22 protein-coding genes and 1 pseudogene are annotated in these 25688 nt (G+C 60.2%); 12 read left to right on the plus strand and 11 right to left on the minus strand.

All coding sequences use genetic code 11. The annotated features are described in order from the left end of the window. Positions 1 to 147 precede the first annotated feature (147 nt). The 7 genes from ppc to DJ564_RS06645 all read left to right on the plus strand — a co-directional run bounded on the left by ppc (position 148) and on the right by DJ564_RS06645 (position 7478). Positions 148 to 2778, plus strand: a complete 2631-nt coding sequence (ppc, locus tag DJ564_RS06615) for a phosphoenolpyruvate carboxylase (protein WP_109635960.1) — start codon at positions 148 to 150, stop codon at positions 2776 to 2778. A gap of 287 nt (positions 2779 to 3065) precedes the next feature. Further along, positions 3066 to 3713, plus strand: a complete 648-nt coding sequence (adk, locus tag DJ564_RS06620; RefSeq protein ID WP_109628179.1) for an adenylate kinase — start codon at positions 3066 to 3068, stop codon at positions 3711 to 3713. 93 nt (positions 3714 to 3806) lie between these two features. Continuing rightward, positions 3807 to 4481: a tRNA (adenosine(37)-N6)-threonylcarbamoyltransferase complex dimerization subunit type 1 TsaB gene (gene tsaB, locus DJ564_RS06625; protein ID WP_109628180.1), complete on the plus strand. Its 675-nt coding sequence runs from the start codon at positions 3807 to 3809 to the stop codon at positions 4479 to 4481. Positions 4482 to 4760: 279 nt separating this feature from the next. Continuing rightward, positions 4761 to 5066: a hypothetical protein gene (locus DJ564_RS06630; protein ID WP_109635961.1), complete on the plus strand. Its 306-nt coding sequence runs from the start codon at positions 4761 to 4763 to the stop codon at positions 5064 to 5066. Beyond that, positions 5066 to 5926, plus strand: a complete 861-nt coding sequence (locus tag DJ564_RS06635; protein WP_109628181.1) for a DUF72 domain-containing protein — start codon at positions 5066 to 5068, stop codon at positions 5924 to 5926. Before DJ564_RS06630 ends, DJ564_RS06635 begins: the two co-directional genes overlap by 1 nt. A gap of 32 nt (positions 5927 to 5958) precedes the next feature. After that, positions 5959 to 6780, plus strand: a complete 822-nt coding sequence (locus DJ564_RS06640; RefSeq protein WP_109628182.1) for an isocitrate lyase/phosphoenolpyruvate mutase family protein — start codon at positions 5959 to 5961, stop codon at positions 6778 to 6780. Positions 6781 to 6782: 2 nt separating this feature from the next. After that, on the plus strand, positions 6783 to 7478 hold the full coding sequence (locus DJ564_RS06645; RefSeq protein WP_109628183.1) for an extensin family protein: 696 nt from the start codon (positions 6783 to 6785) through the stop codon (positions 7476 to 7478). Between the two features lie 17 nt (positions 7479 to 7495). Here the strand turns inward: DJ564_RS06645 and DJ564_RS06650 are convergent, their stop codons facing one another. Next, on the minus strand, positions 7496 to 8116 hold the full coding sequence (locus DJ564_RS06650) for an energy transducer TonB (RefSeq protein ID WP_109628184.1): 621 nt from the start codon (positions 8114 to 8116) through the stop codon (positions 7496 to 7498). Positions 8117 to 8209: 93 nt separating this feature from the next. On the opposite strand from DJ564_RS06650, the gene DJ564_RS06655 reads away from it, so the two are divergent. Further along, entirely contained in the window at positions 8210 to 8992 is a 783-nt protein-coding gene (locus tag DJ564_RS06655; RefSeq protein WP_010462878.1) for a class I SAM-dependent methyltransferase, read from the plus strand. A 116-nt stretch (positions 8993 to 9108) separates the two neighbouring features. Here the strand turns inward: DJ564_RS06655 and DJ564_RS06660 are convergent, their stop codons facing one another. Continuing rightward, positions 9109 to 9753 carry a TetR/AcrR family transcriptional regulator gene (locus tag DJ564_RS06660; protein ID WP_109628185.1) on the minus strand — a complete coding sequence of 215 codons (645 nt, stop codon included), beginning with the start codon at positions 9751 to 9753 and terminating at the stop codon, positions 9109 to 9111. 93 nt (positions 9754 to 9846) lie between these two features. Here DJ564_RS06660 and DJ564_RS06665 point away from each other — a divergent pair, with 93 nt between their 5' ends. From DJ564_RS06665 to DJ564_RS32315, 3 genes and pseudogenes are all read left to right on the plus strand, one after another. Further along, a complete protein-coding gene (locus DJ564_RS06665) occupies positions 9847 to 10947 on the plus strand; it encodes an efflux RND transporter periplasmic adaptor subunit (protein ID WP_109628186.1) in 1101 nt (366 codons plus the stop codon). Positions 10948 to 10953: 6 nt separating this feature from the next. Further along, positions 10954 to 14019 (plus strand): efflux RND transporter permease subunit, encoded by a 3066-nt coding sequence (locus tag DJ564_RS06670; protein WP_109628187.1) that lies wholly within the window; start codon positions 10954 to 10956, stop codon positions 14017 to 14019. Between the two features lie 547 nt (positions 14020 to 14566). After that, positions 14567 to 14957: pseudogene (locus DJ564_RS32315) on the plus strand (DUF6124 family protein). Positions 14958 to 15026: 69 nt separating this feature from the next. Here the strand turns inward: DJ564_RS32315 and DJ564_RS06685 are convergent. From DJ564_RS06685 to plsB, 5 genes are all read right to left on the minus strand, one after another. After that, positions 15027 to 15716: a DUF4197 domain-containing protein gene (locus DJ564_RS06685; RefSeq protein WP_109628188.1), complete on the minus strand. Its 690-nt coding sequence runs from the start codon at positions 15714 to 15716 to the stop codon at positions 15027 to 15029. A 27-nt stretch (positions 15717 to 15743) separates the two neighbouring features. Continuing rightward, positions 15744 to 16142, minus strand: coding sequence for a YbaY family lipoprotein (locus DJ564_RS06690; protein ID WP_109628189.1), 399 nt, complete (start codon positions 16140 to 16142; stop codon positions 15744 to 15746). Positions 16143 to 16218: 76 nt separating this feature from the next. After that, positions 16219 to 16584 carry a YbaY family lipoprotein gene (locus DJ564_RS06695; RefSeq protein ID WP_109628190.1) on the minus strand — a complete coding sequence of 122 codons (366 nt, stop codon included), beginning with the start codon at positions 16582 to 16584 and terminating at the stop codon, positions 16219 to 16221. Positions 16585 to 16736: 152 nt separating this feature from the next. Beyond that, on the minus strand, positions 16737 to 17339 hold the full coding sequence (locus tag DJ564_RS06700) for a hypothetical protein (RefSeq protein WP_109628191.1): 603 nt from the start codon (positions 17337 to 17339) through the stop codon (positions 16737 to 16739). Positions 17340 to 17449: 110 nt separating this feature from the next. Continuing rightward, positions 17450 to 19933, minus strand: coding sequence for a glycerol-3-phosphate 1-O-acyltransferase PlsB (gene plsB / locus DJ564_RS06705; protein WP_109628192.1), 2484 nt, complete (start codon positions 19931 to 19933; stop codon positions 17450 to 17452). A 167-nt stretch (positions 19934 to 20100) separates the two neighbouring features. On the opposite strand from plsB, the gene DJ564_RS06710 reads away from it, so the two are divergent. Beyond that, positions 20101 to 20310 carry a cold-shock protein gene (locus tag DJ564_RS06710; protein WP_010462862.1) on the plus strand — a complete coding sequence of 70 codons (210 nt, stop codon included), beginning with the start codon at positions 20101 to 20103 and terminating at the stop codon, positions 20308 to 20310. Positions 20311 to 20443: 133 nt separating this feature from the next. Here DJ564_RS06710 and DJ564_RS06720 read toward each other — a convergent pair whose 3' ends face one another. The 4 genes from DJ564_RS06720 to DJ564_RS06735 form a co-directional block, all read right to left on the minus strand. Beyond that, a complete protein-coding gene (locus DJ564_RS06720) occupies positions 20444 to 20821 on the minus strand; it encodes a hypothetical protein (RefSeq protein WP_109628193.1) in 378 nt (125 codons plus the stop codon). Between the two features lie 75 nt (positions 20822 to 20896). Then, positions 20897 to 21706 carry a putative RNA methyltransferase gene (locus DJ564_RS06725; RefSeq protein WP_109628194.1) on the minus strand — a complete coding sequence of 270 codons (810 nt, stop codon included), beginning with the start codon at positions 21704 to 21706 and terminating at the stop codon, positions 20897 to 20899. Further along, the gene (gene dapE / locus DJ564_RS06730) at positions 21706 to 22857 is read right to left on the minus strand and encodes a succinyl-diaminopimelate desuccinylase (RefSeq protein ID WP_109628195.1); all 1152 of its coding nucleotides are present in this window, start codon (positions 22855 to 22857) and stop codon (positions 21706 to 21708) included. The genes DJ564_RS06725 and dapE overlap by 1 nt, the downstream gene beginning before the upstream one ends. 220 nt (positions 22858 to 23077) lie before the next feature. Then, positions 23078 to 25669 carry a glycosyltransferase gene (locus DJ564_RS06735; RefSeq protein ID WP_109628196.1) on the minus strand — a complete coding sequence of 864 codons (2592 nt, stop codon included), beginning with the start codon at positions 25667 to 25669 and terminating at the stop codon, positions 23078 to 23080. Positions 25670 to 25688: the final 19 nt, after the last annotated feature.

Raw genomic sequence — 25688 nt, forward strand, 5'->3', positions numbered from 1 at the left:
TTATACGGCTTACTCTTCAGACTAGCTCGAACCCACAAGGTTTAATGTCCCTTCGTCGTCTGCTTGTAAGAAGCGCTTTAGAGCGGCACTCTCTGTGATCAGAGCATGGCATTCAAAGACACCCGGATTTTCGCTGGAGAACTGCTGATGACCGATATTGATGCACGCTTGCGCGAGGACGTTCACCTGTTGGGTGAGCTGTTGGGCAACACCATTCGTGAACAGTACGGGGACGGCTTTCTCGACAAGATCGAGCAGATCCGCAAGGGCGCCAAGGCCGACCGTCGCGGTTCGATGGACGCTGAACTGAGCGCCAGCCTCAACCAATTGAGCGAAGAAGAGTTGTTGCCGGTGGCGCGGGCGTTCAACCAGTTTCTCAACCTGGCCAATATCGCCGAGCAATATCAGCTGATTCACCGTCGCGAAGAGTCGCAACCGGCCCCGTTTGAAGCGCGAGTGCTGCCTGAACTGCTCGCGCGCCTGCGCGCCGAAGGCCATAGCGCCGAATCCCTGGCCCGGCAACTGGGCAGGCTTGAGATCGAACTGGTCCTCACTGCGCACCCGACCGAAGTGGCGCGCCGCACGCTGATCCAGAAATACGACGCCATCGCCGCGCAACTGGCCGCCCAGGATCATCGCGACCTGAGCACCGCCGAGCGCGAGCAGATCCAGGCGAAGTTGCAACGTTTGATCGCCGAAGCCTGGCACACCGAAGAAATCCGCCGCACTCGACCGACGCCCGTGGACGAAGCCAAATGGGGCTTCGCGGTGATCGAACATTCGCTGTGGCAAGCGATCCCCAATTACATGCGTAAGGCCGATAAAGCCCTGCACGCCGCCACCGGCCTGCATTTGCCATTGGAAGGCGCGCCGATCCGCTTCGCCTCGTGGATGGGCGGCGACCGCGACGGCAACCCGAACGTGACGGCCGCCGTGACCCGCGAAGTGTTGCTGCTGGCGCGCTGGATGGCCGCTGATTTGTACCTGCGCGATATCGATCACCTCGCCGCTGAACTGTCGATGCAACAGGCCAGCGATGCGCTGAAAGCCAAGGCTGGGGACAGCGCCGAACCTTATCGAGCGGTGCTTAAACAGTTGCGTGAACGTCTGCGCGCGACGCGTAACTGGGCGCATGCCTCGTTGACCGCCACCACCCCGGCAACCGCCGATGTGTTGCACAACAACCGCGACCTGCTGGATCCGCTGGAGCTGTGCTACCAGTCTTTGCACGAGTGCGGCATGGGCGTGATCGCGGATGGTCCGTTGCTCGATTGCCTGCGTCGGGCAGTGACCTTCGGCCTGTTCCTGGTACGGCTCGATGTGCGTCAGGATTCGTCCCGTCACACGGCGGCGATGACCGAAATCACCGACTACCTCGGCCTCGGTCGCTACGAAGACTGGAGCGAGGAGGAGCGCATCGCCTTCCTGGTGCGTGAACAGAACAACCGTCGGCCGTTGCTGCCGGCGTATTTCAAACCCTCGGCCGACACCGCCGAAGTGCTGGCAACGTGCCGGGAAATTGCCGCCGCCCCGGGGGCGTCGCTCGGCTCTTATGTGATTTCCATGGCCGGCGCTGCATCGGACGTGCTCGCCGTGCAACTGTTGCTCAAGGAATCCGGCGTGTTGCGGCCAATGCGCGTGGTGCCGCTGTTCGAAACCCTTGCCGACCTCGACAACGCCGGTCCGGTGATTGAAAAGCTGTTGCTGCTGCCGGGCTATCGCTCGCGCCTGCAAGGGCCGCAGGAAGTGATGATCGGTTATTCCGATTCGGCCAAGGACGCCGGCACAACGGCAGCGGCCTGGGCGCAATATCGGGCACAGGAACGTTTGGTCGATATCTGCCGCGAGCAGCAAGTCGAGCTGTTGTTGTTCCACGGTCGCGGCGGCACCGTGGGGCGCGGCGGTGGTCCGGCGCACGCGGCGATTCTGTCGCAGCCACCCGGTTCGGTAGCGGGACGTTTCCGTACCACCGAGCAGGGCGAAATGATTCGTTTCAAATTCGGCCTGCCGGACATCGCCGAGCAGAACCTCAATTTGTACCTGGCGGCGGTGCTGGAAGCGACCTTGCTGCCGCCCCCGCCACCGGAACCGGCCTGGCGCCATCTGATGGACGAATTGGCCGCTGACGGGGTCAAGGCTTACCGCGCCGTGGTGCGGGAAAATCCGCAGTTCGTCGAGTATTTCCGTCAGTCCACCCCGGAACAGGAATTGGGCCGTTTGCCGTTGGGTAGCCGCCCGGCCAAGCGTCGCGCGGGGGGTATTGAGAGCCTGCGCGCCATTCCATGGATCTTCGGCTGGACCCAGACGCGCCTGATGCTGCCGGCCTGGCTCGGCTGGGAAGCAGCGCTGAGCAAGGCGCTGGAACGCGGCGAAGGTGAACTGCTGGGGCAGATGCGTGAACAGTGGCCGTTCTTCCGTACGCGCATCGACATGCTGGAAATGGTCTTGGCCAAAGCCGATGCCGACATCGCCCGATCCTACGATGAGCGTCTGGTCGAGCCGGATTTGCTACCTTTGGGTGCGCATTTACGCGACCTATTGTCGCAGGCGTGCGCCGTGGTCCTCGGGCTGACCGGTCAGTCTCAGCTACTGGCACATAGCCCAGCCACCCTCGAATTCATCCGCCTGCGCAACACCTACCTCGACCCGCTTCATCTATTGCAGGCCGAACTGTTGGCCCGTTCGCGGCAACAGGAAGTGGCGCAGGGCAGCCCGGTAGAACAGGCGCTGCTGGTGTCTGTGGCGGGGATTGCTGCCGGATTGCGAAATACCGGCTAAGGTTTTCGTCGTGGGGGAAGGCGCCCGACGCGAGGTTCGGGTGCCGGCGGGCGAGGGGCGGAAAAGGTCTGCCAGGCGACAGTTAATGATGGGGTTGCGACTTGGGGTACCCCGTCGCAAGGTCACGCAAGGCGCGGGTTTCTCCGACTTTCGGCGGCTTGTGTGGTCCGGGCCTGCTGTGTATCTTGATCAGCCTTTGACCGTTTGGGCGGTCACGACCCTGTTTTTGAGATTGGCCCCACGAGGCGAATCCGTTGTTATCTATATAAAAATTGAGGAGCACATCGATGCGCGTCATTCTGCTGGGAGCTCCCGGGGCCGGTAAAGGTACTCAGGCAAAGTTCATCACCGAAAAGTTCGGCATCCCGCAAATCTCCACCGGCGACATGCTGCGTGCAGCGGTCAAGGCTGGCACCGAGCTGGGCCTGATCGCCAAGAGCGTCATGGACAGCGGTGGCCTGGTTTCCGATGACCTGATCATCAATCTGGTCAAGGAACGCATCAGCCAGGCCGATTGCGCCAACGGTTTCCTGTTCGACGGTTTCCCGCGCACCATTCCCCAGGCTGAAGCCCTGGTGAAAGCCGGCGTCGAGCTGGACCACGTATTGGAAATCGACGTTAAAGACGAAGACATCGTCCAGCGTATCGCTGGCCGTCGTGTTCACGAGGCCAGCGGCCGCGTGTACCACATCGTCTACAACCCGCCGAAAATTGCCGGTAAAGACGACATCACCGGTGAAGAGCTGGTACAGCGCAAAGACGACACCGAAGAAACCGTGCGTCATCGCCTGTCGGTCTACCACGCCCAGACCGAGCCTCTGGTGAAGTTTTACCAGGAGCTGTCCGTCGCTCAAGGCAAACCGAAGTACAGCCACGTCGAAGGTATTGGCTCGGTTGAAGCGATCACCGGCAAGGTGCTTGAAGCGCTGAACTGAAAAGACTGATCCGCTTCATCTTCTACGGCCCGCTTGCGGGCCGTAGTTGTTTATACTGGCGCACTTTTTCTGACCTCTCTTACGGAAACATCGATGAGCACCTTGCTGGCCCTGGACACCGCGACTGAAGCTTGCTCCGTTGCCTTGCTGCATGACGGCAAGGTCACGAGCCATTACGAGGTGATCCCGCGCCTGCATGCGCAGAAACTGTTGCCGATGATCCAGCAGTTGCTCGCCGATGCCGGGACCACCCTGCAAGCGGTCGATGCCATCGCATTCGGTCGCGGGCCGGGTGCATTCACCGGCGTGCGGATCGCCATTGGCGTGGTGCAAGGCCTGGCGTTTGCACTGGATCGCCCGGTGCTGCCGGTGTCCAACCTGGCGGTGCTGGCGCAGCGGGCGTATCGCGAACACGGCGTGAGCCAGGTTGCGGCCGCCATCGATGCGCGGATGGATGAAGTGTATTGGGGTTGCTACCGCGAAACGGCGGGCGAGATGCGCCTGGTCGGTAATGAAGCGGTGTTGGCGCCGGAAGTGGCGGCGTTACCGGCCGATGCCAGCGGTGAATGGTTCGGCGCTGGCACGGGTTGGGGATATGCCGAGCGCATCGCCGTCAACCTGAGCGGGCAGGACGCGGGCATGTTGCCCCATGCTGAAGACCTGCTGACGCTGGCGCGGTTTGCCTGGGAACGCGGCGAGGCGATTGTGGCGGATGAGGCTCAACCGGTGTATCTGCGCGACAAAGTGGCGACACCGAAAGCGCGTTAATCCCAATGCTTTTGTGGCGAGGGAGCTTGCTCCCGTTGGGTTGCGAAGCGACCCCAGGATTCCATCAGCAACACCGAGTCGGCAGGTTTTGCGACTGCTGCACAGCCGAACGGGAGCAAGCTCCCTCGCCACAATGAACATTCCAACTGCAGCCAATCGTCGATTTATCCCCCCGCGTTTAAACCTTTTCGTATTTCTGTGTTCTAGTTATCACTCGGCGGTTTGCGAAGTGGGTTATGTGCCACTAGACTGCCACTACTGATACCGGACATGTACTCCATGCGTATAGACGGCGTTTCCTCCCAGTCCTACCCCATCAAGCGCAAGCCCCGCAAAGGCTCGGTGGCGGATGACGACTACGTCGATATCGACGGCGAGCTGGAAATCCCGTCCGAAGAGCAAATGGCCGCCCGTGCCGCCAAAGCCTCCGCGCAACGCCTGAGCAACCTTCCGGCCCGTCAGCAAGACATGATCTACCACCGCGCCATGAGCAAAAGCGTCGCCACGGCACTCGCCAGCTACCTGAGCACTGCCGGTTTTGTCGATTGGGATACCGATGTAATGGGCCTCGACCTGTACATCTGATGTTGCTGCCTTACTACCTCGGCTGCCCGTCCTGGAGTGAAAACGCCTGGCGCGATTATCTGTATCCGCCGGACGCCAAATCCGCCGACTTTCTGAATCTATATTCCCAAGTATTCAACGCCGTAGAAGGCAATACGACCTTCTACGCGAGCCCGGCTGCCAGCACGGTGCAGCGCTGGGCCGAGACCATGCCCGAACACTTTCGCTTCACCGCCAAGTTTCCCGGCGACATCAGCCACGGCGGTGACCTGCGCGAGCAACTGACCGCCGCCGACACCTTCCTGCAGTTGCTCAGCCCACTCGGTGAGCGGGTTTCGCCGCTGTGGCTGCAACTGTCCAAAAGCTTCACCCCGCACCGATTGCCCGAACTGGCCGGCTTCATCGATGCGCTTGAGCGACCGCTGGCGGTTGAAGTGCGGCATGACGAGTTCTTCGCCAAAGGTGATAGCGAGCGAGTGCTCAATCGTCTGCTGCTGGACCGTGGCGTCGAGCGCATTTGCCTTGATCCACGAGCGCTGTTCAGCTGCACGTCGACCGATCCATCGGTGCTTCACGCCCAATCGAAAAAGCCCAGGGTGCCGCCGCGTCCGGCAGCGTTTACCCAATTCCCGCAGGTGCGTTTCATCGGCCATCCACAGCTTGAGGCGAACGATCCGTTCCTGGAGCCCTGGGTCGAGAAAATCGCCGTGTGGATCGAAGAGGGCCGTACGCCCTACATCTTCCTGCACACCGCCGATAACCTGCTGGCCGCGAAACTGGCGCAACGTTTCCACGCAAAACTGATGCTGCGTTTGCCTGGCTTGCCGCCGTTGCCTGAGCTATACAGAGAGCCCGCCGCCGAGCAACTTGGCCTGCTCTGAGGCGGACTCGTCCCCCATTCAGGAGCCTGCCAATGGATGCGCAAACCCTTCGAGCCCAAGCGTTCAAAGCACTGCACGAACGCGAGGGCGCTTTTGTCATTCCCAATCCGTGGGACGCCGGCTCGGCGAAGATGCTCGCCAGCCTGGGGTTCGAGGCGCTGGCGACCACCAGTGCCGGTTATGCCTTTTCCAACGCGCGGCCCGATGGCGGGTTGACGCTGGACGATACGCTGGCGAACGTCCGGGCGATTGTCGCGGCAACCGACTTGCCGGTGGCGGTGGACCTGGAAAACGGTTTTGCGGACGATCCGGCCGAATGCGCGCAAAGCATTTTGCAGGCTGCGGCGGCCGGTGCTGTTGGTGGTTCGATCGAAGATGCCACCGGCCGTGAAGACGCGCCTATCTACTGCTTCGAACATGCCGTGGCGCGCATTGAAGCCGCCGTTGCAGCGGCACGCAGCTTGCCTTTCCCTTTTATGCTGACCGCCCGTGCCGAGAATTTCCTGCACGGCAATCCTGACCTGGCCGATACCATCCGCCGTTTGCAGGCATTCGCCGAGGCGGGCGCCGACGTCTTGTATGCGCCGGGTCTGCGCAGCGCTGACGACGTGTTGGCGGTGGTCCGCGCCGTAGCGCCGAAACCGGTCAACGTGTTGATGTCCGGCGGACTCAAATTGACGGTCGGGCAGTTGAGCGAGATGGGCGTCATACGCATCAGCGTCGGTTCCGCCCTGGCCTTGGCGGCCTACGGCGAGTTTTTCCGCGCGGCCGAAGAGATCAAGACGTCGGGCACTTTCGGATTCACGTCGCGGTCCATGCCCTATGCGCAGGCCAATCAATTGTTCAAAGGCTGACGATGCGGTTTAGGTGGTGGCTGTTGTTGATGCTGTTGATCATCGGGGCGGCGGGCGTGAGCGTCTGGCGCGGCTGGATTTCGCTGCCGCCCCAGTGGAACCCTTGGGCACCGCTGGACGTGAAGGCCAAGCCGAACGTTCTGACGCGCTACAAACTGATGCGCCTGCGTGATGATCCGCAATTGTGTGATCAGGCCTTGAGCAGTTCCGGGTTGCGGGTCACGCATCAGGCCGACAGCCCCGGCGCGACGTGTCCATTGATCAACACCTTGCGTGTGCAGGGCGGCGATGTCGCGCTAAGCAGCAGCTTCCTCGCCAGTTGTCGCCTGGCGGTGTCGTTTGCCCTGTTCGAACACCATGCCCTGCAACCCGCCGCACAAGCGGTGTACGGGCAGTCCGTCAGCCGGGTCGATCACCTCGGCAGCTTTGCCTGCCGCAACGTCTACGGCCGCGAAAACGGCAGGCGAAGCCAGCACGCCAGCGCCGATGCGCTGGATATTGCCGGTTTCCGCCTGGCGGACGGTCGGGCCATCAGCGTGCTCAAGGATTGGCCGAAGGATAATCAGGACGCACGGTTTCTGCGCCAGGTTCGCGATGGCGCCTGTGGCTTGTTCAGTGTGGTATTGAGCCCGGACTACAACGCCGCCCATCGCAATCACTTTCATGTCGATGTCGGGCCGTGGTGGGTGTGTCGCTGAGGGTTTTTTGTTGAAGGTCAGGCGGCGATGCGCAGGTTCTGCAGGACGATCGGGCGAGCCCAGCCGTTATCGAAGTCGAGTTGTTTCTGTTGCTCCACCAGTTCTTCGGGGGAGAACGGCGGGAACGGTTTGTCCAGCAGGTCCATTTCGAATTCAGCGATCGGCAAACGCAGCGGGCGCGGTTGTGGCGCTGGGCCGGCTTCTGGCAGGGGCTGGCCGGCAGTGAGCACGATCGGACGCACCCAGCCACTTTCGAAGTCTTGTTGTTTCTGTTGCGCGACGATTTCTTCGGCCGGGAACGGCGGGAAAGGTTTGTCGGCCAGGTCCATTTCGAACTCGGCGATCGGCAGGAACAGCGGCTCGGGTGGCTTGACTTCGGTTTCTTTCACATCGCATTCGCGCTGGCTGACGATGTGCGCCAACAGCTCACTGCCGACGGTAGGCTCGACCGGGCTTTCAAGATCAACCGGTGGAAAAGTCCCACACGCCGGCACCACATCGGTCGACTGTTCGGCCAGGGCCTGGGCAAAAAAATCTTGCCACAGGTGACTGACGCCGCTCAGTGCTTGCGAGTTTCGCAGGCCATAATCGCCATGACGCGATAGGTAGCCTACGGATGTGGATTGAATGCCTGACATTTTTCTCGGTCGACGCTCAGCTCTGGCAAAATGCTCGTTAGTTTTGTTATCGGCCGTTTTTGCCGATCATTAATTTTTTGAGCGTGTTTTCCCATGATTGAGCAACCTGCGGCCTGCCGCATCCACGTCGAGGCCTCGGCCCCGGCGTTTCAGCCACAAGCCGAGCAGTGGGCCGAACGCCTTGGCTTGCCTTTGCATGTGGATGACGGCGAGTTTGCCTTGCAGGTGGGCGAACAGGGTTTGCAGCTGCAACAGCTCGGGCCGGACGCACCCGGGCCGGTGCGGGTGGACTTCGTCGAAGGTGGTGCGGCGCATCGCCGGTTGTTCGGTGGTGGCACCGGGCAGATGATCGCCAAGGCGGTTGGCATTGCCCAGGGCGTACGTCCGCGGGTGCTGGATGCCACGGCGGGGCTGGGCAAGGATGCGTTCGTGTTGGCGAGCCTGGGCTGCGAGATGAGCCTGATCGAGCGCCAGCCGCTGATTGGGGCGTTGCTTGAGGATGGGCTTGCCCGTGGCGCGGAAGATTTCGACGTGGCACCGATTGTGGCGCGGATGAAGTTGCTCAAGGGCAATTCGATCGAGGTCATGCGCAACTGGGAAGGCGAGCCGCCACAGGTGATCTACCTCGACCCGATGTTTCCCCATCGTGAGAAAACAGCGTTGGTGAAGAAGGAAATGCGCCTGTTCCGGCCGTTGGTTGGTGATGACCCGGATGCGCCGGCACTGCTCGAAGCCGCGTTGGCACTGGCCAGCCATCGGGTGGTGGTCAAGCGCCCGCGCAAGGCGCCGTGTATTGCGGGGCCCAAGCCGAGTCATGCGCTGGATGGCAAATCCAGTCGGTATGACATTTATCCGAAGAAAGCGCTCAAGCCCTGAGACCGCGTCGCCCCCTTCGCGAGCAAGCCCGCTCCCACAGGGATCTATGCAACGCCGTAGATCCCTGTGGGAGCGGGCTTGCCCGCGAAGGCGCCAGACCAGACAACCAAAATCTATCAGGCTGTCTCAGGCCTATAGGCCCGCATAAACAACCCCACCACTTCCCGCACATGCTCCTCGGCCGCATCGCCGGTCACCGGCTCGCCGCAGCCATACAGCAAGCGGAAATTCCCGGCGCCCTTGAGCAGGCAGAAGAAATGCTCGGCTGCATTGCGCGGTTTATCAATGCTCAACGCGCCGCTCTGATCAACCTTGGTCAGCAACCGCTCCATGCCATGCAGCATGCGTTGCGGTCCGGCCTCGAAGAAGATCAGCGAGAGTTTCGGGTCCTGGCTGCCCAGGGCCATCATCAGCCGATGCAGGTTCACCGATTCATCGCTGTTGATCAGCTGATGAAAGCCGCGCGCGATGTTCAGCAGCACCGTTTCTACCGAAATGCCGTCCGGCAACTCAAAAAACAGCGTGGGCAACTGCTCTTCGCACTTGGCCATTACGGCGGCGGAGAACAGCGTCTCCTTGTCGTTGAAATGGCTGTAGACCGTCAGCTTCGACACGCCGGCTTCAGCCGCCACGGCATCCATGCTGGTGCTGGCGTAGCCATTACTCAGAAACAGAATTTTCGCCGCATCGAGGATGGCCTGGCGCTTGGCCAGATCCTTGGGACGGCCCGGACCGTTGGGTGCTGAAAGATTGTTCGACATTCTTCGCTTTAATACTGGACTGGTGAGTTTGCTATTAATAACATACTCGCCAGTATAATTATTCCAAGCACCATTAGCGAAAGGTCCTTCACCATGTTCCGCTATGCCTTGCCCCTCGCGTTGCCAGTCAGCCTGGCGTTTTTATTGTCTGCGTGTGGCCACGAAGAGGCGCCCCAAGTTACCGTTCGCCCGGCCATGGTCGTGCAGCCAGAGCCTTCGGCCCAGGCAATGGAAAGTTTTCCCGGTGAAGTACGGGCTCGTTATGAGCCGGACCTGGCGTTTCGCATTGGCGGCAAAGTCAGCCGACGATTGGTTGAAGAGGGGCAGCGGGTCAAGGCCGATCAGCCACTGGCCGAACTCGATCCTCAGGACGTACGCCTGCAACTGGAAGCCACCCGTGCCCAAGTGGCCGCCGCCGAGGCCAATCTGAGTCTGGTGCGCGCCGAGCGTGATCGCTACAAGACCCTGATGGACCGTCAGATGGTCAGCCGTTCGCAGTACGACAATGCCGAAAACCTTTACCGATCCGGTGAAGCGCGCCTCAAGCAAATCAAAGCCGAATTTAACGTGTCGACCAATCAGGCCAGCTACGCGGTGCTGCGTGCACCCCAGGATGGAGTGGTTGCTAAACGCGCAGTTGAAGTCGGACAAGTGGTGGCGGCCGGGCAAACCGTGTTTACCCTGGCCACCGATGGCGAGCGCGAAGTGTTGATCAGCCTGCCGGAACAAAGCTTTGGCCGCTTCAAGGTCGGTCAGCCGGTCTCGGTAGAGCTCTGGACCCAACCCGATCAGCGTTTCGCCGGACGCATCCGGGAGCTGTCGCCGGCTGCCGATCCAAAGTCGCGCACCTTCGCTGCCCGGATTTCATTCACTGGCGGCAAGGTCCCGGCCGAACTGGGCCAGAGCGCCCGGGTGTTCGTCCAGACCGCTGACGTGATACCGCTGTCTGTGCCGCTGTCGGCACTGACGGCGGAAAACGGCGCGACCTACGTCTGGGTCGTCAACGCCAACAATACCTTGAAGAAAACTCCGGTCCGGGTCGGTGCCTTCGGCGAGAAAACCGTCCCGGTGCTCGAAGGTCTGAGTGCCAGCGACTGGGTGGTGGCCGCTGGCGTCCATGTCCTGCTCGAAGGGCAGCAAGTGCGCCCGGTGGATCGCTCCAACCGCGTGGTCAATCTGGCGGACAAGGAGTAATCCCCGATGGGTTTCAATCTTTCCGAATGGGCGCTGCGCAATCGCCAGATCGTACTGTTCCTGATGCTCTTGCTGGCCGTCGTCGGCGCGCTTTCCTACACCAAACTCGGCCAAAGCGAAGACCCGCCGTTCACCTTCAAAGCCATGGTGATCCGCACCAACTGGCCGGGCGCCACGGCGCAGGAAGTCTCGCGCCAGGTCACCGAGCGCATTGAAAAGAAGCTGATGGAAACCGGCGAATACGAGCGCATTGTCTCTTTCTCGCGCCCCGGCGAATCCCAGGTGACCTTCATTGCCCGTGACTCCATGCATTCGGTGCAGATTCCGGACCTGTGGTATCAGGTCCGCAAAAAGGTCAGTGACATTCGGCACACTTTGCCGCCGGGCATTCAGGGGCCGTTTTTCAACGATGAGTTTGGCACTACCTTCGGCAATATCTACGCGCTGACCGGCGACGGTTTTGATTACGCGGTGCTCAAGGATTACGCCGACCGCATCCAGATTCAGCTGCAACGGGTCAAGGATGTGGGCAAGGTCGATCTGCTCGGGCTGCAGGACGAGAAGATCTGGATCGAGCTCTCCAACGTCAAACTCGCCACACTCGGTTTGCCATTGGCCGCCGTGCAGCAAGCACTTGAAGAGCAGAACGCGGTGTCCACGGCCGGGTTCTTTGAAACCACCAGCGAGCGATTGCAGCTTCGGGTTTCGGGGAATTTTCAGACCGTCGACGAGATCAAGAACTTCCCGATCCGCGTTGGTGATCGCACCTTCCGCATCTCCGATGTGGCCGACGTGCGTCGCGGCTTCAACGATCCGCCGGCACCGCGCATGCGTTTCATGGCGGAGAACGCCATCGGTCTGGCCGTGGCGATGAAGGATGGCGGCGACATTCTGGTGCTGGGCAAGGCGCTGGAAATCGAGTTCGACCGCATCCAGAAAAACCTCCCGGCCGGCATGCAGCTGCGCAAGGTTTCCGATCAGCCTGCCGCAGTGAAAACCGGCGTTGGCGAGTTCGTTCAAGTGCTGGTGGAAGCCCTGGCGATTGTGTTGCTGGTGAGTTTTTTCTCCCTCGGCGTGCGCACCGGCATGGTGGTGGCGCTGGCGATTCCGTTGGTGCTGGCGATGACCTTCGCCTGCATGTATTACCTCGGCATCGGCCTGCACAAGATTTCCCTCGGCGCGTTGGTTCTGGCACTGGGCTTGTTGGTGGACGACGCAATCATCGCCGTGGAAATGATGGCGATCAAAATGGAGCAGGGCTTCGACCGCATCAAGGCGGCCAGTTACGCCTGGACCAGCACCGCGTTCCCAATGCTCACCGGCACCCTGATTACCGCTGCCGGGTTTCTGCCGATCGCCACTGCGCAGTCGGGCACCGGCGAATACACGCGCTCGATCTTCCAAGTGGTGACCATCGCGCTGTTGGCCTCATGGATTGTCGCGGTGGTTTTCGTGCCATACCTGGGGGAAAAACTTCTGCCGGACCTGGCGAAAATTCATGCCGCCAAACATGGCACCGGTCAGCCCGACCCTTACGGCACGCCGTTCTATCAGCGGGTCAGGCGTTTGGTGGAGTGGTGCGTGCGCTGGCGTAAAACCGTCATCGTGCTGACCGTGGTGTTGTTCATCGGCTCCATCGTGCTGTTCCGCTTTGTGCCGCAACAGTTCTTCCCGGCTTCGGGGCGGCTCGAGTTGATGGTCGATCTGAAACTCGCTGAAGGCGCGTCCCTGAGCAACACCGCCGACGAGGTCAAACGCCTTGAAGCGCTTCTGAAGGATCACGCCGGCATCGACAACTACGTGGCCTACGTCGGCACCGGTTCGCCGCGTTTCTACCTGCCGCTGGATCAGCAACTGCCGGCGGCGAGCTTTGCCCAGTTTGTCGTCCTGGCCAAGACCATCGAGGAGCGCGAAACCCTGCGCACCTGGCTGATCGAAACCCTCAACGAACAATTCCCGACCCTGCGCTCACGGGTTACACGCCTTGAAAATGGTCCGCCGGTTGGCTATCCGGTGCAGTTCCGGGTGACCGGCGAGCACATCGAGGAAGTCCGCGCGCTGGCCCGCAAAGTGGCGGCCAAGGTTCGCGAAAATCCGCATGTGGTGAACGTCCATCTGGACTGGGAAGAGCCGAGCAAAGTCGTCTACCTGAACGTTGACCAGGATCGCGCCCGGGCGCTGGGCGTGAGCACGGCGAACCTGTCCAAGTTCCTGCAAAGCTCCCTGACCGGTTCCAGCGTCAGCCAGTACCGCGAAGACAACGAGTTGATCGAGATCCTGCTGCGCGGCACCTTGCACGAGCGCACCGAACTGTCATTGCTGCCGAGCCTGGCGGTGCCGACTGACAATGGCCGCAGCGTGGCGCTGTCGCAGATCGCGACGCTGGAATATGGCTTCGAAGAAGGCATCATCTGGCACCGCAACCGCCTGCCGAACGTGACGATCCGCGCTGACATCTACGGCAAGGAACAGCCGGCGACGCTGGTGCAGCAAATCATGCCGACCCTCGATCCGATTCGCGCCGAACTGCCGGACGGTTACTTGCTGGATGTCGGCGGCACGGTGGAAGACTCTGCCCGTGGCCAGAACTCGGTGAAGGCCGGCGTGCCGCTGTTCATCGTGGTGGTGCTGACCTTGCTGATGCTGCAATTGCGCAGCTTCTCACGCACGGTGATGGTGTTCCTGACCGCGCCGCTGGGCTTGATCGGCGTGACGCTGTTCCTGATGGTGTTCCGCCAGCCGTTCGGATTTGTGGCGATGCTCGGGACCATCGCGCTGTCCGGGATGATCATGCGTAACTCGGTGATCCTGGTGGACCAGATCGAGCAGGACATCGCCGCCGGGCTCAAGCCGTGGCAAGCAATTATCGAAGCCACGGTGCGGCGTTTCCGGCCGATCGTGTTGACGGCACTCGCGGCAGTGCTGGCGATGATCCCGTTGTCCCGCAGCGTGTTCTTCGGGCCGATGGCGGTGGCGATCATGGGCGGGTTGATCGTGGCGACGGCGCTGACGCTGCTGTTTTTGCCGGCGTTGTATGCGGCGTGGTTCAGGATCAAGAAAGAGTCGGTGTAATCTCGGCGGCCTTCGGGCCGCCCGCTCTCTTGCTGACGTTCACCGCTCTAAATTGTGGGAGCGAGCCTGCTCGCGATGGCGTCGTGTCAGGCAATACAATTTCGCAAATGGACGACCGCTTTCGCGAGCAGGCTCGCTCCCACAGTTAATCTTCTGAATACAAATACCGTGTACGACACAAAACCCTGTGGGAGCGGGCTTGCCCGCGATGGCGATCTGGCAGGCGACTATGTTTAAAGATCTGCCAAAACATCAGAACCTTCCCACGAAATTTTCAGGTTGTCTGTCGGAAGCGCGATCTCTAGGCTTTTGGGTGTCGCTGCAAAAAGCAGCGACCGGGTTTCGCAGCCCGGTTAAACTTCAGACGCACAGCGTCCACCATCCGAAAGCGGGCGTTTTTTTATGCCTGTGTTATGGCGGCTGTGCGCGGGAGATCTTCGGGTCTGCCGGGTTCCTGAAGTCCCGGTCTGCGAACCTGCGTACAGCTGCCACCTTATGTTCGTTTCGCAGCGAACGGTGACAGCTCCACTACTTCAGGAGTTACACGATGATTAAAGACAGCCCAAATCCTCCATACACGGAAGCAGAACTGGAAAAAGAAACCGACCCGGTTTCCCCCCTACGCCTTTCTCGATTCCAAAAAACTCCACGACGCGGCAATTCGCGCTCTTGATCACTATTTGGCGCCACCACCCGAAAAAAAGGCTAAAGCTGACCGTCGTTCCAGCTCGGTTTCCGTCATCGCCCCCAACGTTGATTCCGAAACCCTTTTGGCTCACGCCTGCGAAACCCTCGCTTCGGCAAATGGGATGGCCAGTGAGTTAGCCTTCGGTCTGAACGGACCGAAATGCAATCTTATGTTGGCGGTTCAACAGATGATTTCGCTGGCGGAGTTATCGGTAAATCGCGTTCTGGATCAGGTTGATCCGCACCAGTAGCGCAAACGGAAAAAGCCCACTGACCTGTAAAGACCAGTGGGCTTTTTTGCGAGTTTCAATTGCCTGGAATTAAAGCGTACCAAAGACCTTCTTCGCCAGACTCGTCGCCGCAGCCGCCGGATTCTGGCGGATGGTTTCTTCCTGTTTACCGATCATCTCGAACAAACCGTTCAACGCCTGCTCGGTCACGTAGCTTTCGATGTTGGCGTTCTTCGCATCCAGCACGCCCATGGTCGCTGCCTGGCCCGCGAAGGTGTTGTATTGCTTGGCCAGGCCGACCTGGTCGGTGGCTTGTTTGACGATAGGGAGGAACTTGACGCGAATCTGTTCGCGGCTGGTTTTGCTCAGGTATTGGGTGGCCGAATCGTTGCCGCCGCTGAGAATCCCTTTGGCGTCCTCGACGCTCATCTTCTTGACCGCGTCCACCAGAATTGGCTGGGCTTGGGTCACGGCGGTTTCCGCCGCTTTGTTCATGCTGGTTTCCAGCTGAGTGACCTGGTCGCCCATGCCGAACTGTTTCATTTTGCTGGCGACTTTGCCCAGTTTGCCCGGCAGTTCGATTTTCACGTCCGGGTTGTTGCTGAAGCCGCCCGGCGTGCCGAGTTGTTTGACGGCCAGCTGCGCGCCTTGGGTCAGGGCGTCTTTGAGGCCGCCGGTAGCGTCCTTTTGCGACAGGTCATTGAGCGACAGCGCCAGCGCGCTGGCGGAGATCATCAAGCCTGCGAAAAGGCCGGCGAAGCGAAGGGTAGGGCGGAGCATGGCGGCTTCCTTGTTCAAAAAGAGAAATTAGCGAACGGCGTCGACGCGGATTTTCAGGGGTTGCGGATCGCGGCCATCAAGCTGCACGGCGTGGTGTTCGGTGGTGATGAACATCAGCTTGCCGTCGACTTCGATGCGCGCGCTGACCGAATAGCGATGACCAGGTTTGACCTGGGCCGGATCGTAACTCAGATGAAACGGCAGTGGCACCTGGCCTCTGACCGGGCCTTTCTGTTCATTGAGGATAACGGCGGGCGCATCCGCGAGGGACACGTCCTGCAGGCTGATGCTCAAGGTGGCGCTCGCCGGCAGGGCGATGCGTTGGAGGTAGAAGACTTCGCCATCGAGGCTGGTTTTCGCGGCAGGTTGCAGGGTCTGGCAGGCGCTGAGCAAAGCAGCCAGTCCCAGAAGCGAGCATTTTTTCATGAATTTGATCCTTGTCCCTGGCGCCCGAAGAAGACCGGCGCCAATGACAATTTAACGGATTTTTTCAGCTCAAGACTTAGAAGTTACTGTCTGGTTTCGTACGAACGTTGCGGACAATAACGTCCTCGGGACGGAGGTGGTCGACACCCAGTTGCACTGCGTGATCCTTCGTGGTCGCGAAGATCACTTGTTCGGTGGTTTCGATCCGCGCACGGATGGCATAGCGGTGATCAGGCAGGACATCGGCAACCTTGTAAAGCAAGTTAAAGTCCAAGCCCGTTGTCTCTGCGTTAGGGATGACTTGCCTTGCGAGTTCTTTGGCCGGAACGTCTGTGGAAGTGACATCCAGCAGATTGACGTGAAGTGTCGAGTTGGGCGGTAATTGAATTCTCAGTAGATAGTGCACGGTACCACCGATGCTCTTTTCATATTCGTTGCTCATTTTGATTTCCTTATCAGATTAATCGTCGGGAATGACGAATTGCCAGCATATCGTCGAGAGCCGCGAACGCTATGTAGGGTATTTCCTTACTTGTTGAACGAATAGGCTGCGAAATAGATGGCGCGCGACAAATTACATTTTTCGACTGTCTTTCAAGTCGTGCTGAAGGGCTTCAATACAACGGAGCCCGGATAGACCGCTATTGAATTCAGGTATTCGTTTTCAGTGGCGGTCAGGGTGTAGCGTTTACCGGGGACGACAGTGGCTGGATCGTATTCCAGGTAAAACGCCTGCGCCTGATTTTCGCTGATATGTATCTGAGTGACGAGGGCTTGGGTGTCGTCGTGCTCGTGGGCGGCAACGGTGACGGCGTGTTCGGGTTCGACCGTTCGAGGTGCTTGCGCCTGTATGTAGAGACGGCCTATCGGGCTCAGGTGCAGGATCTGTCGGTGCGGCGCGTGGTGGACGATCACGAAGTAGTCCAGGTCAATCAACAGGGGAACTCCGTTATGGGTCATGTTGATGGTCACAAGGTATTTGACGCTGATATCGGAATAGTTGTGTGGGAACGAAAAGTTCCAGGATCCGCTGTACAGGTTTGGTGTACGCGATTGCGCCACGTTGATGGGGAAGGAGGAGTTGGCAGTTTGCACGCCTATAAAGGTTTCGCCGTTGCCATCGTCTGGGGGCAGAAAGTCTTCAGGCAAACTGAAAGTGAGGGTGACGTAGTTGCTAGTGTTTTCAAGCGGGGTCATCGCGATATCTATATCGGAACTTAAGAGGGTCTCTATTAATTCATAATTGACAGATTATAAGAACATCCGTGTTCTTATAGTCATTGTCAGAAAGTTACAGCCGACTGCAACTAAGCCTGGTCCGCCGCATCTTCACTTCGATGCAAGGCCACCTGGCGGATCGACAACCGGATCTCCGCAGGCAGCACCCGTTTGGCCGCACCTTCCGCCAGTTCACCCAGCAACTCGTGATAGCTCAACTTGCCGGCTTCGTCGCGCTTGAGCACGTCGAGATCCAGCATCGTCTGAATGAAGTGGCGGAACAGACTCTTGTCGAAGAACTCCGGGGCATTCAGGCCATGGAGGATCGACAGGCGCTGAGCCATGACGGTGCACAGGTCTTCCAGTTCTTCGGCGCTGATGCTGTTCTGGCCGCTGTTGAGCAGCAGGGACACGGTCATGTAGAAGCGTTGCAGCGTCTGGGCGATGCTCTTCGACAACAACGTCAGCAAGACAAAATGCCGTGAGCTTGGTGCCGGGCGCAGGTAAACGTCGTTCTCGAAACGCAGCAGACCTTGCTCGACGAACGCGTCGAGCCATTGATCGATCACGCCATCCAATTCATCCAGCGTCCAGCGAATGAACAGCTCCGATTGCAGGTACGGATACAGCGCCCGGGTGTAGCGCAGGATCTGTTCGCGGCTCATGCGCGACGCGCTCTGGAAGAAACTCGCGAGCAGCGCCGGCAAGGCGAAGATGTGCAGCACGTTGTTGCGGTAGTAGGTCATCAGGACGGCGTTCTGCTCGTCCAGATACAGAATCTTGCCCAGCGCATCGCTCTGTTCGGACAGCAGGTCCATGTCCTTCACATGCTCGATCAGCGCCCGGCCATCTCCTTCCGGCAGCGTAGTGTGCGGCGAGTACGGAACCTTGCGCAGCAGCGCCAGATACAAATCCAGCACCCGCGCCATGGCGCGATCATCCAGGGCCAGACGGGTGGTGGACAGCAGCGCCAGGGCCACCAGATTCACCGGGTTGATCGCCGCCGCTTCGTTCAGATGCTGCGCGACTTTCTCGCCGAGACGGTTGGTGGTTTCGTTGAGCCAGGCCGGTTTGAACTGCGGGCCGAGTTCCTGTTTACGCCAGTCGGGCTGTTCGCTGTCGAGGAATTCCGCGAGTTTGATCGGCTCGCCGAAGTTCACCGCCACTTGGCCGAAGCGCTGCTTGAGCGCGCCGATGACTTTGAAGATGTCGAAGATCGATTCTTTCTTCTTGCTCGCGCCGCGCAGTTCGCCGAGGTAGGTCCGGCCTTCCAGCACACGCTCGTAACCGATGTACACCGGAATGAAGACGATGGGCATGCGCGACGAACGCAGGAAACTGCGCAGGGTAATCGCCAGCATCCCGGTCTTCGGTTGCAGCATGCGCCCGGTGCGCGAGCGGCCGCCCTCGACGAAGTACTCGACCGGGAAACCTTTGGTGAACAAGGTGTGCAGGTATTCGTTGAACACCGAGGTGTACAGCGGGTTGCCCTTGAAGGTGCGGCGCATGAAGAACGCGCCGCCACGCCGCAGCAGGCTGCCGATCACCGGCATGTTGAGGTTGATCCCGGCGGCGATGTGCGGCGGGGTCAGGCCGTTGCGAAACAGCAAGTAAGACAGCAGCAGGTAGTCGATGTGGCTGCGATGGCACGGCACGTAGATCACTTCGTGACCCTGAGCAACTTTCTGCACGCCTTCGATGTGGTTGACCTTGATCCCGTCGTAGATCTTGTTCCAGAACCAGCTCAGCACCACTTCCAGGAAACGGATTGCGGTGTAGGTGTAGTCCGAGGCGATCTCGTTGCCGTAGCGCAGGGCCTGGGCCTTGGCTTTCCCCGGGGAGATGTTTTCCCGTTCGGCTTCGTCGAGGATCGCTTGCTTGACCAGCGGCTGATTGAGCAAGCCTTTGACCAGGTTGCGACGGTGGGAAATGTCCGGGCCTATCACCGCGGCCTTGAGGTTGCGGAAGTGCACGCGCAGGATCCGCTGGGCCATGCGCACGGTGCGCTCGTGGCCTTTGTTGTGGTCGATCAGTTCGCGCAAGTGAATCGGTGCCGAGAACTGCACGCGGGTCTTGCGCCCGAGCACGATGATGCTGAGCAACCGACGCAGGCGCCCAGTCACGGCCCAGCTGTCGGCGAAGAGCAGTTTCCACGGGCTCGATTCGCTGTCCGGCGACTGCCCCCAGAACACGCTGACCGGAATGATCTGCGCGTCTTCGGCGGCATTCTGGCTCAGGGCGCTGACCAGGCGGGTCAGGGTGGGCGGCGCACCGCGTTTGTCCTGGCGGCCGAGCCAGTCGGGCTCCGGCGTGAGGTAGAAAAACGCGGCGGGTTCCACCAGGTTGCCTACCGACACGGGCAGCACCGGGCGGGGCAGGCCGGCCTTGCTGCATTCGGTGTCGACCACGGCCAGGTCGGTCAGCGAAGGGTTTTGCAGGACGTAGAACACCGGACGGCTGCGGTCGAGGTTGAGGGTGAACGACGACTGATTGATCGTCTCCGAGCGAACCCAGAGATAGAGCAGTCGGCGCAGGGTGCCAAACACAAGACGGCGGAACGGGGAACGGGTCATACGGCTTCTGCGTGAGTGGATAAAACCAAGCAAATGCTTGGGCGGGCGATAGTGTGCCGGATTCGCCGAAAATCGGCAAAAAAGCGGCTAAGTAAAGTTGGGTTGAGAGTTTTGGCGCCTGTCATATACTCGGCGGCTCAACAATAAAAAGAAGGGGGTATCGACTCATGGCTACGCGCGAAACCGGCAATGTGAAGTGGTTCAACGACGCCAAGGGCTACGGCTTCATCCAGCGCGAGGACGGGGTGGACGTGTTCGTGCACTACCGCGCGATTCGAGGCGAGGGGCATCGTTCGCTGGCTGAAGGTCAGCAGGTTGAATACGCCGTGGTGACGGGCGAGAAGGGGTTGCAGGCTGAGGATGTGGTGGGGCTGTAACCCCACCCTCCAGATCACCGAAACCCCTGTGGGAGCGGGCTTGCCCGCGAAGACGGCTGCACATTCGATATTGATGTGACTGACACACCGCAATCGCGGGCAAGCCCGCTCCCACAGGTTTTGTGTACAGACTTTAAACAGTTTTCCAGGTGATCTCTTCTTCACCGTCGGCGCTGATGCGCATCCAGCGATCCGCTGTTTCCTCACCTTCTTCCTCGACCCACGTACCCGGCGCACAACGCACTTCGACGTTCAGCGCGGCAAACGCAGCGCGGGCGCAGGCGATGTCGTCTTCCCACGGGGTCTGGTCGCTGTCCAGGAACAGGCTGTTCCATTTGCCGACGGCTTTTGGCAGCCAAGTGACGGGCACGTTGCCGGCCTTGCACTTGTAGGTCTGGCCCTTCTTGACCCATTCACTGCACTGGCCCAACGCTTCGCTAAGCCAGTCTGCGACGGCCTTGTAGTCGACGTCGGCGTCTTTCAGGTAAATCTCGATATCGGGTTGGCGCATGGATGTCCTCACTGCGGGTCTGAAAAATCCATTCGCGGATTTAGCCGGCCTCGAGCCGTTGCTCAAGACCAAAAATTATTGAAGTACGAAATAATCGTAGCGCATCGACACGGTGACCTCGAACGGCTCAACCTGCTCGATGACCGCCGCTCGGCGTTCGGCACTGGCGCGCCAGCCATGGGGCGTCATGGCCAACAGGTTGGCGCGATCCTGACCCTTTGAAAGCGTCAGTTTGAATTCCAGGGTTTCGCTGTGTTGCAGCGCCATGCCTTCCGGCACTAGGGCCAGATGCTTGTCGTCGGTGTATTCACGGACTTCGTCGTACAGCCGCTCGCGCAATTCCATCAGATGGCCGCTGGTCGGCCCGACTTTCATCAAGCCGCCGCCGGGGCTGAGCAAGCGCTTGGCTTCCTCCCAATCCAGCGGACTGAAAACGCTGGCGAGAAACTGGCAACTGCCCGAGGCCAACGGGACCCGCGCCATGCTGGCGATCAACCAGGTCAGCTGCGGGTTGCGTTTGCAGGCGCGTTTGACCGCTTCCCGGGAGATATCCAGCGCGTAACCGTCAGCGTTGGGCAAGGCCTCGGCGATTTGCGCAGTGTAGTAACCCTCGCCACAACCGATGTCCAGCCAGCGCTGCGGCGCATATTCAGCAGCCAGCTCTGCCAGGCGCTTTGCCACCGGTGCGTAATGGCCGGCGTTCAGGAAGTCGCGACGGGCTTCGACCATGGCGAGGTTATCCCCAGGGTCGCGGCTGTTCTTGTGCTGCACCGGCAGCAGGTTCAGGTAACCCTGCCGCGCACGGTCGAAACGATGCCCGGCGGGGCAGGCCACGCCGTTGTCCACCGCGTTCAGCGGTTCGCTGCAGATCGGGCAGGCGAGCATCAGGCGAGCAACTTGATCAGGGTCTGGTAGTAGATTTCGGTCAGCACGTCGAGGTCGGCAGCCAGTACGCGCTCGTTGACCTGGTGGATCGTCGCGTTGACCGGGCCCAGTTCAACCACCTGAGTGCCCATGGTCGCAATAAAGCGTCCATCGGAGGTGCCACCGCTGGTGGAGGCTTTGGTGTCGCGACCGGTTACGTCCTTGATGCTTGAAGCGACGGCATCCAGCAACGCACCCGGTTCGGTCAGGAACGGTAGGCCGGACAGCGCCCAGTCGATGTGCCAGTCCAGGCCATGTTTGTCGAGAATGTCGGCGACACGCTTTTGCAAGCCTTCAACGGTGGATTCGGTGGAGAAGCGGAAGTTGAACACCGCCACCAGATCGCCCGGAATCACATTGGTCGCGCCAGTGCCGGAATTGACGTTGGAAATCTGGAAACTGGTCGGCGGGAAGAAATCGTTGCCATGGTCCCAATGCTCGGCGGCCAGTTCGGCCAGGGCTGGGGCGGCGAGGTGGATCGGGTTCTTCGCGAGATGTGGATAGGCCACGTGACCCTGCACACCGCGTACGGTCAGCTTGGCGCCGAGGGAGCCACGACGGCCGTTCTTGACCACGTCACCCACCAGGGTGGTGCTCGACGGTTCGCCGACGATGCACCAGTCCAGACGTTCCTTACGGGCGGCGAGGCGTTCGACCACTGCCTTGGTGCCGTGGTGCGCCGGGCCTTCTTCGTCGCTGGTGATCAGGAAAGCGACCTTGCCTTTGTGGTCCGGGTAGTCGGCGACGAAGCGCTCGGCCGCCACTGTCATCGAGGCGAGGCTGCCTTTCATGTCCGCCGCGCCACGGCCGCAGAGCATGCCGTGTTCGTCGATCAGCGCGTTGAACGGGTCGATCTGCCAGGCGGACACCGGGCCGGTCGGCACCACGTCGGTGTGACCGGCGAAGCACAGCACCGGACCGTCGTGTTTGCCGTGGGTGGCCCAGAAGTTATCCACATCTTCGATGCGCATCGGTTCCAGGGTGAAGCCGGCATCGCCCAGGCGCTGCATCATCTGCTTCTGGCAATCGGCGTCAACCGGCGTCACGGACGGACGGCGGATCAGGTCGATGGCGAGTTGAAGGGTCGGCGAAAGGTCGGCGTGGGCCGTCATGGAAAACTCCGGAAATCTTGAATATGGGCGCGGACTAAATGTGGGAGCCAGCCTGCTGGCGATGGCGGTGTGTCAGTCAACATAAACGTTGATTGTTACATTGCCATCGCCAGCAGGCTGGCTCCCACAGGGATGGATATCACGCCAAGCCCTGCAAAATGGCGGTTATCTTAAAGCAAAACGGCGACCATTGGCCGCCGTTTAGTGCATCTGTAGAGATTTAGACTGCCGGTGCCGTCTCTGTCGCGACCACCGGTTTCGGCAGCGAAGACAGGAACGCCATGATCAGCGCCGCCAGGTACGGCAGCGACTGAACCAGCAACATGGTCACCCAGAAGCGCATGTCGTTGCTCGGCATGCCGTTCACCAAGTAAATCCCCAGTGCCGCGCCCCACAACAGCAGCATGATGAACACCTCTTCGCGCGCCTCCGAGATCGCCACCCAGAAACCGTGGTTATCGGCGTTCTTCGGTGTGCGGAAAAACGGAATGCTGCTGGTGAAGAAGCCGTACAGCACCGCTTTGGCGATGGTGTGCGACAACGCCAGGCCGGCCAGTGCCGCGCAGAACGCATCCTTGAGGTTGACCCCCACTGCACGGCGGTAGAGGAAGATGATCTTGCCGACCTTGAACACGAACAGCGCCAGTGGCGGGATCGCGAAAATCAGCAACGGCGGATCGACCCGCTGCGGCACGATGATCATCGCCGCCGACCACAACAAGGCGCCCACGGTGAAGAAGATGTTCATGCCGTCCGCGACCCACGGCAACCAGCCCGCGAGGAAGTGGTAACGCTGGCCACGGGTCAGCTCGGTGCCCTTGCCGCGAAGCAAGCTGGTGGTGTGACGCTTGATGATCTGAATCGCGCCATAGGCCCAGCGGAATCGCTGTTTCTTGAAGTCGATAAAGGTATCGGGCATCAGGCCTTTGCCATAGCTGGTGTGGTAATACGCCGCCGACAGGCCTTTCTCGAACACGCGCAGACCCAACTCGGCGTCTTCACAGATGCACCAGTCGGCCCAGCCCAGTTCCTCGAGCACAGAGCGTCGGGTCATCGTCATGGTGCCGTGCTGGATGATCGCGTCACGGTCGTTGCGGGTGACCATGCCGATGTGGAAGAAGCCTTTGTATTCCGCGTAGCACAGCTTTTTGAAGGTGCTTTCGTTCTGGTCGCGGTAATCCTGTGGCGACTGCACCACGGCGATTTTCGGATCGGCGAAGTGCGGCACCATGTGCTTGAGCCAGTTCGGGTCGACGCAGTAGTCCGAATCGATCACCGCAATGACTTCGGCATCCTTGGCGGTGTGCGGAATCAGATAATTCAGTGCACCACCCTTGAAACCGGCCAACGGCGCGACGTGGAAGAACTTGAAGCGCGGGCCGAGGGTTTCGCAGTAATCGCGCACCGGTTCCCAGACCGCCGGGTCCTTGGTGTTGTTGTCGATGATCAGGACTTCGAAGTCCGGATAGTCGAGGTTGGCCAAGGCGTTGAGGGTCTGTTTGACCATCTCCGGCGGCTCGTTGTAGCAAGGGACGTGGATCGATACCTTCGGTCTGTAGTCCGATTCGCCGACCACCGGCAGGAATTCACGCCGGCGCTTGTGGGTCCAGACCGCCTCGGCCAGTTCATGCGCCTCGGTCAGTAGCACGATAAAGACCCCGAGTGCGCCGAGTGCGAGTAGGCCCCCGACCGTCAGGCTGAACCAGGTGCTGTATTGCAGGCTGTAGTCGTAACCGATCCACACCAGCACCGATCCGCAAAGGAAGGCGATAAAGGTCAGGAAGGTGCGGCCGCGTTGACGCAGGGCCGAGCCGTCGATCATCAGCAGGGTCAGGGACAGCAGCGCCAGGACCACCGAACCGACCGCCAGCACGCGCCATTGCGGGATCGCAACGACCGGGCCTTCGAAGTTGAATTTCTGCTGGCGTGCGGCGTTGAAAACACCCCAGTAAGCGCCCACCGAACCTTCGTCGCTGGCCTTCCATGGTTGGTCAAACGCTTCGATCACGAAGTAGTTGAAACCCTGGCGGTTGAGCTTGTTGACCAGTGTGCGCAGGTAAATCGCCTGGTCTGCCGGCGATGCATCGGCACCGCCGCGCATACGACCGTTGCTCGGCCAGCCGACTTCCGACAGCAACAGCGGTTTTTTCGGGAACATTTTTTTCAGATCACGGGCACGGTCCAGTACGAACTGCCCGGATTGCTCCATCGGCACATGTTCCCAGTACGGCAGGACGTGGGCAGCGATCAGGTCGACGTGCTTGGCCAGGCTCGGGTTTTCTTCCCAGACGTGCCATTGCTCGGACGTGGTCACCGGCACTTTCACCGCCGCGCGAACGCGATCCAGAATAATGCTGAGTTCTGCAGCGGTAATTTCCTTACGGAAGATCGCCTCGTTGCCTACAACCACGCGAACCACGCTGCGGGAGGTGTTGGCGAGTTCGATGGCGCGCAGGATCTCACGCTCGTTGCGCTCCTCGTCCGGGCTGATCCAGATACCGAGGGTGACCCGCAGACCGAATTCTTCCGCCAGTTTGGGGATGTCTTGCAGGGAGCCGTCGACCGAGTAAGTACGGATGTTGTCCGTCAGCTTGCTCATGATCTCCAGGTCGCGACGCATTTCATCGTCGGTCGGATACTGCTCTTTTTGTGGGTACTGACCCTGCTGGAACGGCGAGTACGAAAAGCCGGAGATCTGCTCAGGCCAGTTGGGAGCGGTGACCGGGCGATTGATCAGCGCCCAGAAGCCGGTAAACAAGGCTGCGATGGCGAGCACCACGACCAGGTTGAGTCCAAATTTACGCGATGACATAGTTATTTCAGGTTCCAAA

This window comes from Pseudomonas sp. 31-12 (assembly GCF_003151075.1).
In the GTDB taxonomy this organism is placed as follows: Bacteria; Pseudomonadota; Gammaproteobacteria; order Pseudomonadales; family Pseudomonadaceae; genus Aquipseudomonas.